Origin of the sequence: Rhizobium sp. R634 (assembly GCF_002211305.1) — a bacterium.
Taxonomy (GTDB): Bacteria; Pseudomonadota; Alphaproteobacteria; order Rhizobiales; family Rhizobiaceae; genus Rhizobium.
Genome location: NZ_LOKW01000006.1, coordinates 1 through 16,073, shown reverse-complemented (window position 1 = coordinate 16,073; position 16,073 = coordinate 1). Strand labels below are relative to the sequence as shown.

Sequence of the window (16,073 nt, the reverse complement as noted above, 5' to 3'; positions counted from 1 at the left end):
CCGGCGTACGCAGCCAGCGCTATGCAATACGGCCGACGACCACGAAGGCGCTCATGCTGCCGCATGGCCGAACCCCGTAGCGCGATTCCACCTGCTCGGCGACCGTATCGACGATCTCGCCGATGCGCCCCGGCGCCCGCCCTTCGATTTCCGCCCTGAGCGGAGAGCCCAGGCAAAAGGCAGCAGCCACATCATGGGCGGCTGCGATGGAGGTCAGCTCGACTCGATCGCAGGATACTGCGTCAAACCCTGCCGAAGACACCTGCGCCTTGATCGAACGGGGTTCGAAATAGGAATATGGCAGGCGCCTCAGAAAGTCCGGCGGATCGGACGGGAAGAGATTTGCGAGACATTCGTCCACGCATCTTCCGAAATCGTTGGCTGCGATCGAATCCCACGTCGCGAATAGAAAATGGCCTCCGCTGCGCAGCACTCTTGCGGCCTCGCGAAAGGCCTTCGGCTTATCCGGAAAGAACATCACGCCGAACTGGCAGACGACAAGATCGAACATCTGGGGTGCGAAGGGAAGATCCATGGCATCCGCATGCATCCAGTGCGTTCTCGACAGCGTCAGCGTCGGCGCGCCGACGTCGATCATGGCCTGACTGAGGTCAGTCGCCACGATCTCCGCTGCCGGATCGAGCCTTGCCCGCAGAGCCCGCGTCAGAGCGCCGGTCCCCGCCGCGACCTCCAGAACGCTGGTCGGCTTCAACCGTTCGGCAATCGTCGCCAGCTCTAATGCATAAGGCTCGAAAAGTATCGGCACGAGAAGGCTCTCGTAAAAGTCGGCAACACCTTCTCCGAACGGCGCGGAAGACGCGGCGGGCGCGACGCCGGCGTCATATTCGATATCTGCGGAGATCGTCACTCAGAGGCCTCCAAACTCAGCTCATTCAACTTGAAATATGCCTGGATCTGCTGATGTCCACAGGGCTCAGACCATGGTCCTACCGCTGCCCGACCGAAGTCCATCGCGTGGAACGCGCAACGATTGGCTCCGTTTTCGAAAGAGACCGAAGGAGATCCTGATATGGCTCAGAGCAGCAGATCCAGAGTGAACAATGCCTGGAGCGCGTCCGTCGTCGCCCTCGTTATCGTTCTCGCCGCCCTTCTTTATATCTTCGGCGCAGCCATGTCGGGCGATACCGGTCGATTGACCGAGAGCGTCAAGGGCGCCGATATCTTCGATACCAGAAATATCCCATGACACTGTTTGGAAAAACTCTAAAGGCGCGATAGGTTAGCGGGAAATCCTTGCCGGTATCAAAATGAATTGGCTTCGCCGCTGGAATGCCCGCTCCCTCGCCTCCCAGTTCTTCATCACGGGTGGACTGATCTCGATTGCCGCCATGTTGCTGGTCGGCATTTTCGTCACTCACCTCATCGAGGAGGCCGTCATCCATAATTCCGGCGCGGCGACGGCGCTGTACGTGGATAGCGTGGTTGCGCCGCTGCTTCCCGACATGCAGAAGGAATCCATGCTGGACGAAGTCAGCGCTCAGGCGCTCGACGAGACGCTCGGCCAAGGGGCGCTCGGCAAGCGCCTCGTTTCGTTCAAGCTTTGGAGAAGCGACGGCACCATCCTCTATTCGAACGAAAAGGAGCTGATGGGGAAAAAGTTTCCGGTTAACGACAAGCTTCAAAGGGCGTTCGCGGGATCCCTCGTCGCGCGCTACGAGATCGCCGACGACCCGGAAAGCAGTAAGGAGCGCGCACTCGGCAAGCCGCTGATGGAAATCTATAACCCCGTGCTCCAGCCATGGTCCGGCCAGGCTGTCGCCGTACTCGAATTCTACGAGACGGCGGAAGGGCTCGGCGACAGCCTGGCGCACGCCAGGCTCCGGAGCTGGGCCGCCGTTGCCACCCTCACGGCAGTCTTTTTCCTTGTTCTGTCTATTTTGGTGTTTCGCAGCAGCCGCATGATCGAGGCGCAGCGCAAGGATCTGAGAGGACGGGTCCAGGAACTGTCAGCGCTGCTGGCGGAGAATCGCGGGCTTCAGCGGCGGCTGCAGCGCGCTTCCCAGCGGGCGGCGGCGCTCAACGAAACCTATCTGCGCAGCATCGGCGCCGACCTGCACGACGGTCCGGCCCAGCATATCGCCTATGCCTCGCTGCGCCTGGACAGCGACTTGCTGGTCAACCCCTCCACGCAGCCCGAGGCGCGGGAAAAAGAGCTTGCCTGGATCCGCTCCAGCCTTGCCGAGGCAATGACGGAGATCCGCAATATCTGCAGCGGGCTGGTGCTGCCGCAAATCGAAAAATCCTCGATCACCGAAATCGTCACCCGGGTCGTCGAAGTTCATCAGCACAAGACGGAAACCCATGTCGAGACTGATGTCGATGAGGATGGACCCGAACTTGCTACCGCCGTGAAGATCTGTATCTATCGCTTCGTCCAGGAAGCCTTGAACAACGCCTATCGTCACGGCGGCGGCATTCAGCAGGCTGTCAAGGCGGTCTCGCACAATGGTCACGTTCGCGTGGAGGTCAGCGATCGCGGCGACGGCTTCGACCCGAACGAGGTAAGGCCGTCAAGCCTTGGCCTGGTAGGACTTCGGGAGCGGATCGACAGCCTGGGAGGGTCCTTCGACGTGAGGACGGGCGAAGGAGGGACGACCGTGACCATGATCTTCGAGCCTATGGAAGTAGGAGATTAAAGATGGCATCAATCACTATCGGCGTCGTGGACGACCACCCGCTTTTTCGCGAGGGCGTAACGCGCAGCTTGTCCGAGATCAGCGACTTCGTCGTCGTGGGTGAAGGCGCCAGCAGCGATGACGCGGCCATGATCGCGGCGAATAACCGCCCCGACGTCATGCTTCTCGACGTCTCGATGCCCGGTGGCGGACTGTCTGCGATCGGCCAAGTTCTGACGCGCAGCCCCTCGACGAAAGTGCTCATGCTGACGGTGTCGGAGGAGGTGGACACGCTGGTCGGCGCTCTGCAACGCGGCGCGAAGGGCTATGTTCTCAAGGGTGTCGGCTCTCGCGGTCTCGCCGAGGCGATCCAGACCATCATGGGCGGAGCGCGATATATTTCGCCGACGATGTCAGCAAAAGTCATGGAGAAGTCGTTAAAGATCGAACCCTCCGAAAAAAACAGCCTGACGCCGCGGGAACGCGAGGTGATGGATCTGGTCGCGCAAGGCTTGTCGAACAAGCATATCGGCTTGCGTCTGGATCTGCAGGAAAAAACGGTGAAACACCATATGACACAAATTCTGAGCAAGCTCGGCGTCACAAACAGGACCGAAGCGGCCCTGCGGTGGCGTGAACAGAACTAGAGCCGGAGTTGCCTTAGCGGAAGAAGCGGCTCAGTCGCCTGGCATCGTTAGTGGTTGCCTGCCGGTTTATGATCGTCCTGCCTTTCGAGTCCTTCATGGTGTAGCGGCCGCTCTGGAGGGTTTCGGTGATACCGTTCGCATGACGGACATCGATCGAACCATCGGAATCCTCGGTTGCTCTCGCTGCTGACGATCCTTTCGACGAGGACGAAGATCCGGAGTTTCCGCTGCTGCTGCTGCCGGAACTGCCGCTTCCGCTCCCTCCTCCGTTGCCGTTGCCGTTGCCGCCGCCTCCGCCGTTGCCATTCCCCCCGCCGTTTCCTCCGCCATTGCCGTTGCCGCCGCCATTGCCGTTATTGCCGTCCTTTGCTTCGGCGCGTTTCGTTGTCACGACAGGAAGAAAGCCGGTAAGATTCAGTGTCGCTGGAGATGCGGCAGCCACAAGCGCGACGGCAGCGCCGCCGCTCAATCTCAGAAAATCGCGTTTCGAGATACTAATCACACAGCCTCACTCATGCGTACTCAGCCTTATTACAACTCTCTATATTTTCGTTTTTTTTAGCATCGAATGCAACCGGACCTAAGTGCCAAACATTGCAAGACTTTGGTCTGGTTTGCCTGATGGAGAGCCCCCGAGCCGGCAAAAACCGCCGGATATGCCGGCGACGATGGACAGCGTACGGGCACTTCGGCTGCCCCTCCGATAGCCGTTATCGTCGAAGGCGAAAATGCATTCTTCCGGAACTTCTTTCCTCGTCGTCGCTTTCATTGTCGAAGAACAATGGAGGAAACCCTGATGGCAAATCCCAACGAATCCCCGGCAGTCCAATCCCTGCGCAAGGAACAGGCAGAACAGCGGAGCCGGGCTCGAAAAGGTGAGCTCGACAGAGGAATCGAGGCCACTTTTCCGGCGTCCGACCCGGTGTCGGCCACTCACACGTCCATACCCGCCGGCCGCGCCGACACCGAGGCCGTTGATCGCGTGGCTCGGGAGCCGGATCTCTCTCAGCTCGACGAGGAATTCCCGCTCGTGGATCAAGCTTTGCGCTCCACCGGCGAGACCGATGGCTCCTCCGACGGTTTCAAAACCGATCATCAGGAGATGCGCGCGCTTCGAAAGGAAGCTGGGCGGATAGCAGAATCTGCTTCGGGGCTGGCTTCAGGAACTGCGCGCGTGGCAAAAGCTGAAGCGCGCAGCGTCGTGCGCGACATCGAAGACAGGATCCGCGAGCAGCCGCTGACGGCGGTCGCAATCGTCGCCGGCATCGCCTTCGTCTTCGGCGCAACGCGTTGAGCCCGGCTATGGCGATGCATTGGACCGGCGGCTGCCTGTGCGGCGCCTGCCGATACGAATTCGCAGGCGAGCCGGCGCACTCGGGATACTGCCACTGCGACATGTGCAAAAAGGCGACCGGCGGTCCCTTCGCGGTGCTCGTCCAAGCCAGGATCGCCGATCTTGTCTGGACACAGGACGCGCCGGCCTCCTATCGATCGTCGCCGATCGCGACCCGCGGTTTCTGCGGCAAATGCGGAACGCCGCTCTATCTCCAGTATGACGGCGACGAACTGATCCGGCTGACGGTCGGTTCCCTCGACACGCCGGAGAAAATCCGGCCGGCCGGGCATTACGGCGTGGAAAGCCGTCTGGATTGGGCCGATTGCGGGCGCGGGCTTCCGGAGGAAGAAACTCAGGAGCGTTTCTAGAGCGCGGGGCAAGGCGTCGACCGGCGGGGGTCACATGAGGATCGCGACATACAATGTCAACGGGATCAACGGCCGCCTCAACATCCTGCTGCGCTGGCTCAAGGAGGATACTCCCGATATCGTCTGCCTCCAGGAATTGAAGACGGACGACGCCAGATTTCCGCGCAATGAGATCGAGCGGGCCGGCTACGGCGCCGTCTGGCACGGACAGCGATCCTGGAACGGGGTCGCCATCCTTGCAAGAGGCCAGACACCGATCCTGACACGGCGCGGGCTTCCCGGCGATCCCGACGACACCCACAGCCGCTATATCGAAGCCGTTATCGACGGCGTCGTGATCGGGTGCCTGTATCTTCCCAACGGCAATCCGTTCCCGAGCGCGAAATTCGACTACAAGCTCCGCTGGTTCCGCCGCCTCGATGGCTATGCCGCCGAACTCCTCGACCTTGGCGTGCCGGCGATCCTGGCCGGCGACTTTAATGTCATGCCGACGGAGATCGACGTCTACAAGCCGGAGCGCTGGCTGGACGATGCCCTTTTCAGGCCGGAAGTCCGTAAGGCCTATGCTCATCTGGTTGCCCAGGGCTGGACGGACGCCGTCAGGCACCTGCACCCGGGCGAACGCATCTACACGTTCTGGAAATATTGGCGCAACAGCTTCGAACGCGACGCCGGGCTCCGGATCGACCACTTCCTGCTCAGCCCGACAGTCGCACCCTGGCTCCGGTCGGCAAGCGTTCGGAGAAAACCCCGGGGCTGGGACCATACGAGCGACCACGCGCCGGTTATGATCGAGCTCGACGTCTCCAAAGCTGAAGGCATGTGAGCTGCGCTGCCGCCGACAACAAGGGAGACAGGGAACCCACGATGGCGGCTGGAGTTACGCATGAAAGGAGATTGCCGATGCCAATCAATTCCACCCCAGATTCCGCGAAGCTCCCGCCGAAGTCACTGAATGAGGACACCCAGGACGACGAGCTGCCTGTAACCGATATAGACGACCAGCGTAAGCCGCCGATCGATATGGGCAGCAGCCGCCAGGCGGGCGAAGGTCCCACCGAGGCCGATCCTCGCACCGGCCGCGCCGATCAGAAGGGCCGCATCCCTGCCCCGCAATTCTCCAATCGGAAGTGACTGCCATGGCTGAGAGCAAAAATTATCTGAACACCGACGAGATCCAGGCCGACGACCAGCTTTCGCCGAAGCCGGTTGAAGGGAAGGATCCGCCGAGGCATGTGCGCAAAAGCGAGGAAGCCGTCGCCGAAGGTTCCGACGACACCGAACGTGTCCGGGTTCCGCCGCCGGTTTCCAATCCCGATTGATCGGCAGACGTCATTTATCCCTCGCAAGATCATAGGTGCGGCCAGTCAGCCAGGCCGGCCAGTCACGCTCGAAGAAGGATCTGGCCTTTTCATCGAAGGTCCTATTCGCACGGGTCGAAAGCCCGATTTGATCCCCATCCAGCCGAACGACGATCTGCTCCTCCCGATGCGCGGGGCGCTCCTTCCGGAACCGATAATCCTGCAGCGGGCCAGCGCGCGCCAGCGGAAGAGACTCGCCCTGCCCGTCGCATATCGCCCGCGCGCCGCGGCTGCCGCCGCCATTGCGGATGAAGAAGTCGAGCGCGCTGAGCACAGCTTCCGATGCCAACGCCATATGCCGCCATTGCACCCCTCGAACCGCTTCCGCTCCGCGGCTGTAGGCGACGCCTTTCTTGCGGATTTCAGCATTCAGCTTGCGCGCTTCGATCAAGGCGCCGCCGACGCTTTCCTGATCGCAGAGGATGCCGGCTTTCTCGCTCATGCGCGCCTGGATTTCCGTGCGGAGCGATTTGGCGGTCAGCGGGCTCTCGGCGCGGAGGGCGGCTAGAAGGCTGCCGATACCGGCCTCCGCGATCGCTGTTATATCCTCCGCAGCGGCCCGCTTCGCCCTGCCGCTCGCGCTGATGTGCTCGGCCGCCCGCGTGCCGAACACCTGCCCGGCATTCAGCGCCGCCCCACCGGGCCTCGTCACGCCATGCGTGCCTGCCGCTTCCCCGATCGCGTAACAGCCCCCGATATTGCTGCGGCCCCAGGTATCGACCATGATGCCGCCGTTCATGTGCTGATTGTTGACCGCAAATTCCAGCGGCTCCTCGGCAATATCGATCTTGTAACGGCGATAGAGTTCGATCGAGAGCGGGTTCATGTGCTTCAGCCGGTCGATCGGCATGGCCTGGCTCGCGCCGGCATTGCCGAGATAGGCTCGGACATCCTCGTCCAGCCTTTCCAGGCCGAACGGCAGGTCGCCCGGCACCGGCAGCGGGTTGCGGTTGAAGTCCATGAAGACGCGTCGGCCGGCGGCTGTCTCGCGGTAGATGGCGAGGTCGACCAGGCTCGATCCGAAATCGAGCATGCGCGTCGCGTGAAAAGGCCATTGGTAGCCTTTGCGGAAGACGTTCGACGCCAGCTCCTGCGTGCTGCGATAGTATTCGGCCAGAAAATGATGCTCGGCACCTTCGGCATCGACCGAATAGATATGCGGGATCGCCTGGACATAGGTGCCGGAGAGATTCCATGGGAACCCTTCCCTCCGGGTTCCGATGCCGAACTGGCTTTCGGTCAGGTTCACGAGCTCGACGCCAGCCTCCAGGGCGAGCCCCAGCGAGCCGAAACAGCCGTTTGGATAGACGCTGTCACGATAGAGCTCACCCGGTCCGCCGGCCGCAAGCACGATGACATCACTGACCAAGAGCGCGATGCCGAGCGGGTTTTCCTCGGTACGGTCGCCGGCGCGCATGGCGAGCATGCCAACGACATGACGGCCCGCTCCATCGCCCTCGGTGAGGATCTTGACGGCGGTGGTCTGGTTGTAGAACGGCACGCCCAGCCGGATCACCTCCTCGGCCAGCACCTTGACCATCAGCCGCGAGGTGCGTGGCCCACAACTCGTGGCGCGGCCAACCTCGTCATGGTCGGTTTGATATCTCAGCGTTCCGCCAAGCGGATCCTGCGGCAGCGGCAATCCCAGGAACTGCAGCGATGCCATCATGCGGGACGAGCCTACCGCCTCGACATAAGCCGTATCCTCGTCCATGGCGCCGCCACTGCGGATGGCCCGGGCCATAGCCTTGTAATTATCGCCCTGGTCGGCCGTGTTTGCAGTGTGGAGGGTCTGCTTGTCCGATCCCGAGCAGGCCGAGGTTCCACCCCATGCGCTCTGGCTGACGATGACGACATCATCGCCGCGCCGCTTCATTTCCACCGCCGCGCGCAGACCCGCCGCACCCGATCCGACGACGACGCAGCCGGCTCGATAGACCGGCACTTCGACGCAGGCGAGCCGGCTTACTTCCGAAGGCGCAGCCTCGGGAGGAAGCCGCGGCATGTCGACGTCGGTCAGCGCGTCAAGAATGTCTTGCGGAACGTCTATGGTCATCGGCGCGTCTCGATCAGTTGAGCGGGATATCGATCCAGCGTCTCTGCCGGGAGGATTCCATGCAGGCGTCGACGATCTGGCAGATGTAGTGGCCCGTATCGAATGTCGGCCACATCGGTTTCATGGCGACAATCGAGCGGATGACTTCGGCAACCTCGATGATCTTGCTTTCGTTGTAGCCTATGCCGAAATTCGGCAGAGGAAGGAAAGCACGGAACGTCGGATTCTCCGGTCCTACGTCGATCTCCCGGAAGCCGCGCCGTCCCGTCCGATCGTCATTCGAATAGAAGCGCAGCCGGTTTATCTCGTCATAGGCATAGGCGATGCTGCCTTTCGTTCCGTAGACTTCGTAGGTCTGCATGAACTTGCGGCCAGTCGCGACACGGCTGAAATCGACGATGCCGCCGGCGCCGTTTTCGAACCGGCACAGCACATTCGTTGCGTCCGGGTTGGTGATATCGGCCCAGGATTCGCTTCCCGTAAGCTTCACCTGCTCCCCATAGGCAAGTCCTTCGACAACAGGTCTGCGCGGGGTGACGATGAGATTGTCGGCGATCAAAGAGCTGACGCGGCCGACCAGGAAATCCATGAAGCTGAAGATATGCGAACCGGTATCGCCAACGATCCCCGTCGGCGCGAGCTTTCCATCGGCACGCCACATGAAGGGCGCCATGGGATCACCATACATGTCGACGTGTTGGCAGCCGCGAAACAGCTTGATCTCGCCGATCTCCCCTGAATCAATGATGTCTTTCGCCAGATCATGAACGGGGTTGCGGGGAAAGGCGTGTCCGACACGCGTGATGACACCCTTCTCTCGCGCGATATCGGCAAGCTCCCGCGCCTCATCGGCGGTGTTCGCCAGCGGCTTTTCGCAATAGACATGCTTGCCGGCCAGCAAGGCCGCCTTGGCCACGGGATAATGAAGATGATCAGGCAAGCAGATGTCGACCAGGTCGACATCTGGATCGGCAACGGCCGGGTGCCAATCCTGCAGAATTTTTGCACCCGGCGCCCTGCTGGCAAGGTCCTTTGCGACGTTCGGATTGCCGTCGACAAGGGACACGATCCGCGCCGTTCCATCCGACACGCCGAAGAAATGCGGAAAGGTCTGATAGGCCATGGTGTGGACCTTGCCCATCCAGCCCGAGGCGCCAAGCACTGCAACCGTCACTTCAGACATTGTCATACCTCCTCTCGAAAGGGTTTACTGGATTTCGGCACGGGCGCGCGGCCTCGTATCGTTGCGTTCGTGGGCGAAGATGGCGGACGGCAGCGGCGGCAGGCCCCGAATGAGATCGGAACCCTTTTCGCCGACCATGATCGTCGGCGCATTGGTGTTGCAAGAGGGCACGCGGGGCATGACCGAGGAATCGCAGACCCTCAGGCCTTCCAGGCCTTGGACCTTGAGATCGAGCCCGACAACGGCGTCCGGCCCCGTTCCCATCTTGCAGGTGCCGACGGGGTGGTGGTCGGTCTTGGCGTTGGCGCAGCCATAGTCGAAAAGCTGCTCGTCAGTGATGACCTTCGGTCCGGGCAGCCTTTCCGCCAGGACAAAGGGTTTCAAGGCCGCCTGCTGCATGATCTCGCGCGCAACCTTGAGCCCTTCCAAGGACATCTTCCTGTCGTGGGGATCGGACCAGTAATTCGGATCGATCAATGGAGCAGCACTCGGATCGGATGACGACAGGCGCACCGTGCCGCGCGAACGCGGATGCAGATAGGCGGAGTTGAGCGTCACGCCGGCATTCTTCAGCCGCTCGACGCCCGCTTCGATGCCGGAGCCCAGACCGAGATGGAACTGGATGTCGGGAGACCGTGCATCAGGATCGGCGTACCAGAAGCCGCCGGTCTCGAAGAGCGACGAGGCGACCGGACCGGTGCGGAACAGGACATATTGGATCCCCGCCCAAAGCGTGCGGTGGAGCTTTGCGACACCATCATAGGTGTGGTCGCCGGTGCATTCGGCAATGACGAAAAGATCCAGGTGATCCTGCAGGTTGCAGCCGACACCGGGCAGATCGTGCAGCACCTTGACTCCGGCCGACGTCAGATGATCGGCCGGCCCTATGCCGGATTGCAGAAGAAGCTTCGGCGATCCGATCGCGCCCGAGGAGACCAGGACCTCGCGTTCGGCGCGGACGATCTCCGAGCCGCTTGATGTTACGATTTCAACGCCGACCGCACGGTTTCCCTCCACGATGATCCGCGCGACCCGCGCGCCCATGCGCACCGTCAGGTTCTTCCGGTCCTTGATCGGCGAGAGATAGGCGAGCGACGCCGACGACCGGCGGCGGTTGCGCTGCGTCAGCTGATAAAATCCGACGCCTGCCTGCTGTCGACCGTTGAAGTCGTGATTATAGGGAATTCCGAGTTCCTGCCCCGCGCGGATATAGGCGTCGCAGATCGGCAGCGGCGCGGCAGGCATGGAGACGCCGAGCGGGCCGCCATAGGCATGGTAATCGTCGGCAAAACGCTGGTTGTCTTCGGCCCGTTTGAAATAGGGCAGGATCGAACGGTAATCCCAGCCCTCGCAGCCGTCTTCGCGCGCCCAAAGGTCGTAATCCGCCGCGTTTCCGCGGGTATAGAGCTGCGCATTGATGGACGAGCCGCCACCGATAACCTTCGCCTGTGTGTAGCGCAGCACCCTGCCCTTCATGTGCTTCTGGGGGACGGTTTCCCATCCCCAGCTGGCCACGCCCTTGGTCATCTTGGCGAAGCCGGCCGGCATGTGAAAAAGCGGACTCCAGTCGCCGCCGCCCGCTTCGAGCAGGAGAACGCGGATATCAGGGGCTTCGCTCAGACGGTTCGCAAGCACACATCCTGCAGGACCGGCGCCCGTGATGATGTAGTCGAATGCCATTTTACTGTCCTATTTGAGGCCGGCACGCGCCAGTGGATCGGCTCGCGCCTGCAAGTCTTTCGATGCGATATGGTCGGCCACTCTCAGCGCCTGGCTGGCAACGGTGAGCGCAGGATTGACCGCGGCCGACGTCGGCAGGAAACCGGCATCGACGACGAAGAGGTTCTCATGGTCGTAGGAACGGCAGTAGGGATCGAGCGGCGCGGTCGCCGGATCGTTGCCGATGCGGATCGTTCCGCATTGATGGGAAGGCGTGCGCTTGTCGAAGGGCCTCGACAGCACGATCGGAAATCCGATCGATTTCAGAATCGCCTTCAGCTTGGCAACAAGGGCGAGATGGGCGTCCCAGTTGGTTCGCTGCCACTGCAGGACGATCCGGTCTCCATCCACCATGACGCGGCTTTCGGGATTGGGCACGTCCTCGCTCATCGCATAGAAGTCGATGGCATGGTTCGTGATGAAGCGTAAGAGCCATTCCGGCGCTTGCGGCAGGGAGCCCTTGAGAACCCTTTCGGAGATGCGGCCCAAGAGCTGCACGTTGCCGAGCGGCGGTCCTCCCTCCCCGTCGGAGAGATAGAAGTCGTTGAAGGCAAAGGTCTTCTGGTAGACGGCGGTGTTCCTGAACTTCGGCGAGACCGCGATGACCGCGGATGCATTGTGGTTCATGAAGTTGCGGCCCACCTGATCGGAAGAGTTCGCCAGCCCTCTTGGGAAGCGGTCGTTTTTCGAGCGCAGGAGAAGCACGGACGACTGGACCGCGCCGGCCGAGAGGATCACGATGTCGGGTGAGATGGTCAGCGTCTGGCCGTTCCTGACGTAGGTCACGCGGTCGATCCGGCTCGCCGCTGCCGTCTCGAGCTTCGTCACGCGCGCATTGGTTTCGAGCCGCACGTTTTCGTGCTCCAGCGCCGCCGCCAGTGCTGCGGTTTCGGCATCCATCTTGCCATCCCGGGAATTCGGATGCGCGTCCCATGGCGTCCGCGCCTTCGAAAGCCAGGCATCGAGATCCAGGCCGAGCGGCAGGGAAGAGGGATGCAGGCCTTTCGCCTGGAGACGGGCCCTGACATCGGCAATCGGCTCCTCATCCGGAACAGGCGGGTATTCGTAAGGAGCCGAGTGATACGGCTCGGTCGGGTCTTCGCCGAGGCTGCCGCGGACATGGTAGAGGCGTTCGGCCTTCGAGTACCAGGGCTCCAATTCCTCATAGGGAAAGGGCCAGGCTGGCGAGACGCCTTCCCGGTGCTCGATGACGCCGAAATCCTCTTTGCGGTAGCGGGACAGGACAGCGCCGTAGAACTTCGAATTGCCGCCGACATTGTAGTAGTTGCCGGGGTTGAAGCCCTTGCCGTCCGCTTCGTACCAGGTCTCCTTCGGCCGGAAATGGCCACGCTGAAAGATTGCGCGCTGGTCGCGATTGACGGGAAGGTCGGCGATGTGGTCGCCCGCCTCAAGGATCAATATCCGGGCGCCGGTGGCGGCAAGGCCGGCGGCGACCGTGGCGCCGCCGACTCCCGAGCCGATGATGACGATGTCTGGTGCACTGCTCATATTCGTACCGATCGTCACGCGATCCGGGCCTGTGTCTCAGGATCGAAGAACACGGCCTTGTCGAGATTGAAGGCGAGCCGTGCCGTCTGGCCGGCGCTGATGCGCGCGTCAGCCCGCAGGCGGGCAACGACCTCCTTGCCGCCGAGCTTCGTCACCGCGAAGGTATCGGAACCCGCAGGCTCCACCACGTCGATCAGGCAATCGCTTTCCGCGAGGGTCCGGGCGTTCCGATCGGCGCCCTCCGGATCGGTGAGCGCCTCCGGCCGGATGCCGAAGACGATCTGCTTGCCGGCATAGGAGGTGAGGCCGTTATTGCCCGCCATGACGGGAAGCTTGAGCGGCGCGGCATTCGGCCGCTCCAGCGAAACCGTGAGCCCGCCCGCGCCGTTTTCAATTGTTCCGGCAAGCAAATTCATCGCGGGTGATCCCATGAAGTCGGCGACGAACATGTTTGCGGGATTGTTGTAGATCTCGGCGGGTGTTCCGAACTGCTGGACGATGCCGTCCTTCATGACGGCGATGCGGGTGGCGAGCGTCATCGCCTCGATCTGGTCGTGGGTGACATAGACGATGGTCTTGCCGGTCGCCTGATGCAGCCTTTTGATCTCGATGCGCATGTCGACGCGCAGCTTGGCGTCGAGGTTGGAAAGCGGCTCGTCGAACAGGAAGAGCTTGGGATCGCGCACCAGCGCCCGGCCCATGGCGACGCGCTGGCGCTGGCCGCCCGACAGCTGGCTCGGCTTGCGGTCGAGCAGATGACCGATCTGCAGCACCTTGGCGACCTTGTCGATCGCCTGCTTGCGCTCCTGTGGCGGCACGCCGCGCATCTCCATGCCGAAGGCGATGTTACCCGCCACCGTCATGTTCGGATAGAGCGCATAGGACTGGAATACCATGGCGATGTCGCGCTTGGAAGGATGCAGACCGTTGACCGGGCGCCCGTCGATCCGGATCTCGCCCGACGTGATCGTTTCCAGTCCGGCAATGGTGTTGAGCAGGGTCGACTTGCCGCAGCCGGACGGGCCGACCAGCACCAGGAAGCCGCCCTTTTCGAGTTCGAGGTCGATCCCCTTGAGGATGTCGACGGCGCCGAAGCGCTTTCTGAGGCCGGAGATTTCGAGGAAAGCCATGGGTTACCCTTTGACTGCGCCCGCCATCAGGCCACGCACGAAGTAGCGGCCGGCGAGGATGTAGACGATGAGCGTCGGCACGGCGGCGATCATCGCCGCCGCCATGTTGACATTGTATTCGACCACCCCGGTCGAGGTGTTGACGACATTGTTGAGCGCCACCGTCATCGGCATGGAATCGCCGGTGCCGGCATAGGCCGAGGCAAACAGGAAGTCGTTCCAGATATTGGTGAACTGGTAGATGACGGTGACGACGATGATCGGCAGCGAGTTCGGCAGCATGATGCGGCGGAAGATCTGGAAGAAGCTGGCGCCGTCGACCTGGGCGGCCCGCACCAGCTCGGTCGGAAAGGCCTCGTAGAAATTGCGGAAGAACAGCGTCGTGAAGCCGAGGCCGTAGACGACATGGACGAAGACCAGATTGGCCGTCGGATTGCCGAAGCCGAAGGTAAAGCCGGTGGCGTTCTGCAGCGTCATGCCGAAGCGGCCGAGCGAACCGAGGATGGTCGCCATCGGCAGCAGCACCGACTGGAACGGGATGAAGCAGGCAAACAGCATCAGCCCGAACACCAGCGTGTGGCCGGGGGAGCGCCACTTGGTCAGGACATAGCCGTTCAGCGCCCCCATGATGGTGGAGATGGCCACCGCCGGCACCACCATCTTGATCGAGTTCCAGAAGTAGCCCTTGATGCCGGCGCAGGTCAGCCCGACGCAGGTCTCGCCCCAGGCCTTGATCCAGGGATCGAAGGTCGGGGCCTCAGGCAGCGCCAGCATGTTGCCGCCCTGGATCTCGTCCATCGTCTTGAACGAGGTGGTGAGCATGACGAAGAGCGGCATCAGATAGAGGACGGCGAAGATGACCAGCAGGCTATAGATGACGATGCGGCCGATAACGCGTCCTGCATTGCCGGAGGCGGCGGGAGAGGCAGCGGAGATGCTCATCGGGCCTTCTCCTTCAGTTCGGAATAGAGATAGGGCACGATGATCGCCGAGATCGTCATCAGCATGATGATGGCGCTGGCCGAGCCGACGGCCATCTCATTGCGCTTGAAGGTGTATTCATACATGAAGTTGGACGGCAGCCAGGCCGAGCCGCCCGGCCCGCCGGAGGTCAGCGCCACCACGAGGTCATAGGACTTGATCGCCATATGGGCGAGCACGATGAAGGCGGAGAGAAAGACCGGGCGCAACAGCGGGATGATGATGCGGCGATAGAGCTGCAGGGTCGAGGCGCCGTCGATCTCGGCCGCCTTCATGATCTCGCTGTCGATGCCGCGAAGCCCGGCCAGAAACATCGCCATGACGAAGCCCGAGGCCTGCCAGACGCCGGCGATGACGACGGTGTAGATGACGAAGTCCTTGTTCTTGATCCAGTCGAAGTGGAAGCTCGTCCAGCCAAAGTGATGCAGCGTCTGCTCGAGCCCGAGGCCGGGATCGAGGAACCATTTCCAGGCCACCCCGGTGACGATGAAGGAGAGCGCCATCGGATAGAGGAAGATCGGCCTCAGCAGCCCCTCGCCGCGGATCTTCTGGTCGAGCAGGATGGCAAGCAGCAAGCCGAGCGCCAGACAGATGCCGACATAGAGGAAGCCGAAGATCGCCATATTGGTGATCGAAGTATACCAGGAGGACGGCGGATCGCTCTCGAAGGTCCAGCGCCACAGCCGCTGATAGGCCCGCGCCCCGGTCAGCTGATAGGAGGGGAAGGTCTTGGAATTGGTAAACGACAGATAGGCCGTCCAGACGATGAAGCCGTAAACGAAGACGAGCGTGATGACGAAGCTTGGCGCCAGCACGATCTTCGGCAGCGCATCCTGCAGCCGGCCCCTCAGCGAGATCGGCGTCGCTTGCCCGGGGGTCAGAACCGGATCGGTGGTGGCAACTGTGCTCATGGATATCTTCTCCCTTCCCGCAGGATCGGCCTTGCCGATCGTCTCCACTCAATCGTCGCGGAGCCTGACGCTTCCCCGCAAAAGACGCGGGGAAGCGTATTCATCGGCTGGTCTCAGCGGGCGTCGTCGATCGCCTGGACGAGCTGAGTGACGGCTTCGTCGGAGCTCTTGATCTGGCCGTGGACGAACTTCGAGACGACGTCCTTATAGGCATTGGCGATCGCCGGCGGCGCGCC

General features: G+C 62.0%; 17 protein-coding genes and 1 pseudogene. 7 read left to right on the top strand and 11 right to left on the bottom strand.

What is annotated here, in order from left to right:
• Window positions 1-19: 19 nt before the first annotated feature.
• The gene (locus ATY77_RS09530) at window positions 20-868 is read right to left on the bottom strand and encodes a methyltransferase domain-containing protein (RefSeq protein WP_088687124.1); all 849 of its coding nucleotides are present in this window, start codon (window positions 866-868) and stop codon (window positions 20-22) included.
• 162 nt (window positions 869-1,030) lie between these two features.
• Here ATY77_RS09530 and ATY77_RS32800 point away from each other — a divergent pair, with 162 nt between their 5' ends.
• The 3 genes from ATY77_RS32800 (at window position 1,031) to ATY77_RS09520 (ending at window position 3,283) form a co-directional block, all read left to right on the top strand.
• Window positions 1,031-1,207: a hypothetical protein gene (locus ATY77_RS32800; protein ID WP_190237610.1), complete on the top strand. Its 177-nt coding sequence runs from the start codon at window positions 1,031-1,033 to the stop codon at window positions 1,205-1,207.
• Between the two features lie 61 nt (window positions 1,208-1,268).
• Window positions 1,269-2,657: a sensor histidine kinase gene (locus tag ATY77_RS09525; RefSeq protein WP_088687123.1), complete on the top strand. Its 1,389-nt coding sequence runs from the start codon at window positions 1,269-1,271 to the stop codon at window positions 2,655-2,657.
• Window positions 2,658-2,659: 2 nt separating this feature from the next.
• Window positions 2,660-3,283, top strand: coding sequence for a response regulator transcription factor (locus ATY77_RS09520; RefSeq protein ID WP_088687122.1), 624 nt, complete (start codon window positions 2,660-2,662; stop codon window positions 3,281-3,283).
• Window positions 3,284-3,296: 13 nt separating this feature from the next.
• On the opposite strand, the gene ATY77_RS09515 is transcribed toward ATY77_RS09520, so the two are convergent.
• Window positions 3,297-3,782, bottom strand: coding sequence for a hypothetical protein (locus ATY77_RS09515; protein ID WP_088687295.1), 486 nt, complete (start codon window positions 3,780-3,782; stop codon window positions 3,297-3,299).
• 297 nt (window positions 3,783-4,079) lie between these two features.
• Here ATY77_RS09515 and ATY77_RS09510 point away from each other — a divergent pair, with 297 nt between their 5' ends.
• Genes ATY77_RS09510 through xth form a run of 3 tightly spaced genes read left to right on the top strand, consistent with a single transcriptional unit; the run spans window position 4,080 to window position 5,813 of the window.
• On the top strand, window positions 4,080-4,577 hold the full coding sequence (locus ATY77_RS09510) for a hypothetical protein (RefSeq protein ID WP_088687294.1): 498 nt from the start codon (window positions 4,080-4,082) through the stop codon (window positions 4,575-4,577).
• Between the two features lie 8 nt (window positions 4,578-4,585).
• On the top strand, window positions 4,586-4,987 hold the full coding sequence (locus ATY77_RS09505; protein WP_088687121.1) for a GFA family protein: 402 nt from the start codon (window positions 4,586-4,588) through the stop codon (window positions 4,985-4,987).
• A 34-nt stretch (window positions 4,988-5,021) separates the two neighbouring features.
• Window positions 5,022-5,813, top strand: a complete 792-nt coding sequence (gene xth, locus ATY77_RS09500; protein ID WP_088687120.1) for an exodeoxyribonuclease III — start codon at window positions 5,022-5,024, stop codon at window positions 5,811-5,813.
• A 122-nt stretch (window positions 5,814-5,935) separates the two neighbouring features.
• On the opposite strand, the gene ATY77_RS32795 is transcribed toward xth, so the two are convergent.
• Window positions 5,936-6,103: a hypothetical protein gene (locus tag ATY77_RS32795; protein WP_190237609.1), complete on the bottom strand. Its 168-nt coding sequence runs from the start codon at window positions 6,101-6,103 to the stop codon at window positions 5,936-5,938.
• 23 nt (window positions 6,104-6,126) lie between these two features.
• Between ATY77_RS32795 and ATY77_RS09490 the strand changes: the two genes are divergently transcribed.
• Window positions 6,127-6,309, top strand: a complete 183-nt coding sequence (locus tag ATY77_RS09490) for a hypothetical protein (protein ID WP_088687118.1) — start codon at window positions 6,127-6,129, stop codon at window positions 6,307-6,309.
• Between the two features lie 10 nt (window positions 6,310-6,319).
• On the opposite strand, the gene ATY77_RS09485 is transcribed toward ATY77_RS09490, so the two are convergent.
• The 8 genes and pseudogenes from ATY77_RS09485 to ATY77_RS09450 form a co-directional block, all read right to left on the bottom strand.
• The gene (locus ATY77_RS09485; RefSeq protein ID WP_088687117.1) at window positions 6,320-8,404 is read right to left on the bottom strand and encodes an FAD-binding protein; all 2,085 of its coding nucleotides are present in this window, start codon (window positions 8,402-8,404) and stop codon (window positions 6,320-6,322) included.
• A 13-nt stretch (window positions 8,405-8,417) separates the two neighbouring features.
• Window positions 8,418-9,587 (bottom strand): Gfo/Idh/MocA family oxidoreductase, encoded by a 1,170-nt coding sequence (locus ATY77_RS09480; protein WP_088687116.1) that lies wholly within the window; start codon window positions 9,585-9,587, stop codon window positions 8,418-8,420.
• Window positions 9,588-9,611: 24 nt separating this feature from the next.
• A complete protein-coding gene (locus ATY77_RS09475) occupies window positions 9,612-11,267 on the bottom strand; it encodes a GMC family oxidoreductase N-terminal domain-containing protein (protein WP_088687115.1) in 1,656 nt (551 codons plus the stop codon).
• Window positions 11,268-11,276: 9 nt separating this feature from the next.
• Window positions 11,277-12,815, bottom strand: coding sequence for a GMC family oxidoreductase (locus ATY77_RS09470; protein ID WP_088687293.1), 1,539 nt, complete (start codon window positions 12,813-12,815; stop codon window positions 11,277-11,279).
• A 14-nt stretch (window positions 12,816-12,829) separates the two neighbouring features.
• Window positions 12,830-13,945 carry an ABC transporter ATP-binding protein gene (locus tag ATY77_RS09465; protein WP_088687114.1) on the bottom strand — a complete coding sequence of 372 codons (1,116 nt, stop codon included), beginning with the start codon at window positions 13,943-13,945 and terminating at the stop codon, window positions 12,830-12,832.
• A gap of 3 nt (window positions 13,946-13,948) precedes the next feature.
• Entirely contained in the window at window positions 13,949-14,887 is a 939-nt protein-coding gene (locus ATY77_RS09460) for a carbohydrate ABC transporter permease (RefSeq protein WP_088687113.1), read from the bottom strand.
• The gene (locus tag ATY77_RS09455) at window positions 14,884-15,837 is read right to left on the bottom strand and encodes a sugar ABC transporter permease (protein ID WP_088687292.1); all 954 of its coding nucleotides are present in this window, start codon (window positions 15,835-15,837) and stop codon (window positions 14,884-14,886) included. The genes ATY77_RS09460 and ATY77_RS09455 overlap by 4 nt, the downstream gene beginning before the upstream one ends.
• 113 nt (window positions 15,838-15,950) lie before the next feature.
• Window positions 15,951-16,073: pseudogene (locus tag ATY77_RS09450) on the bottom strand (sugar ABC transporter substrate-binding protein); the annotation flags it as partial.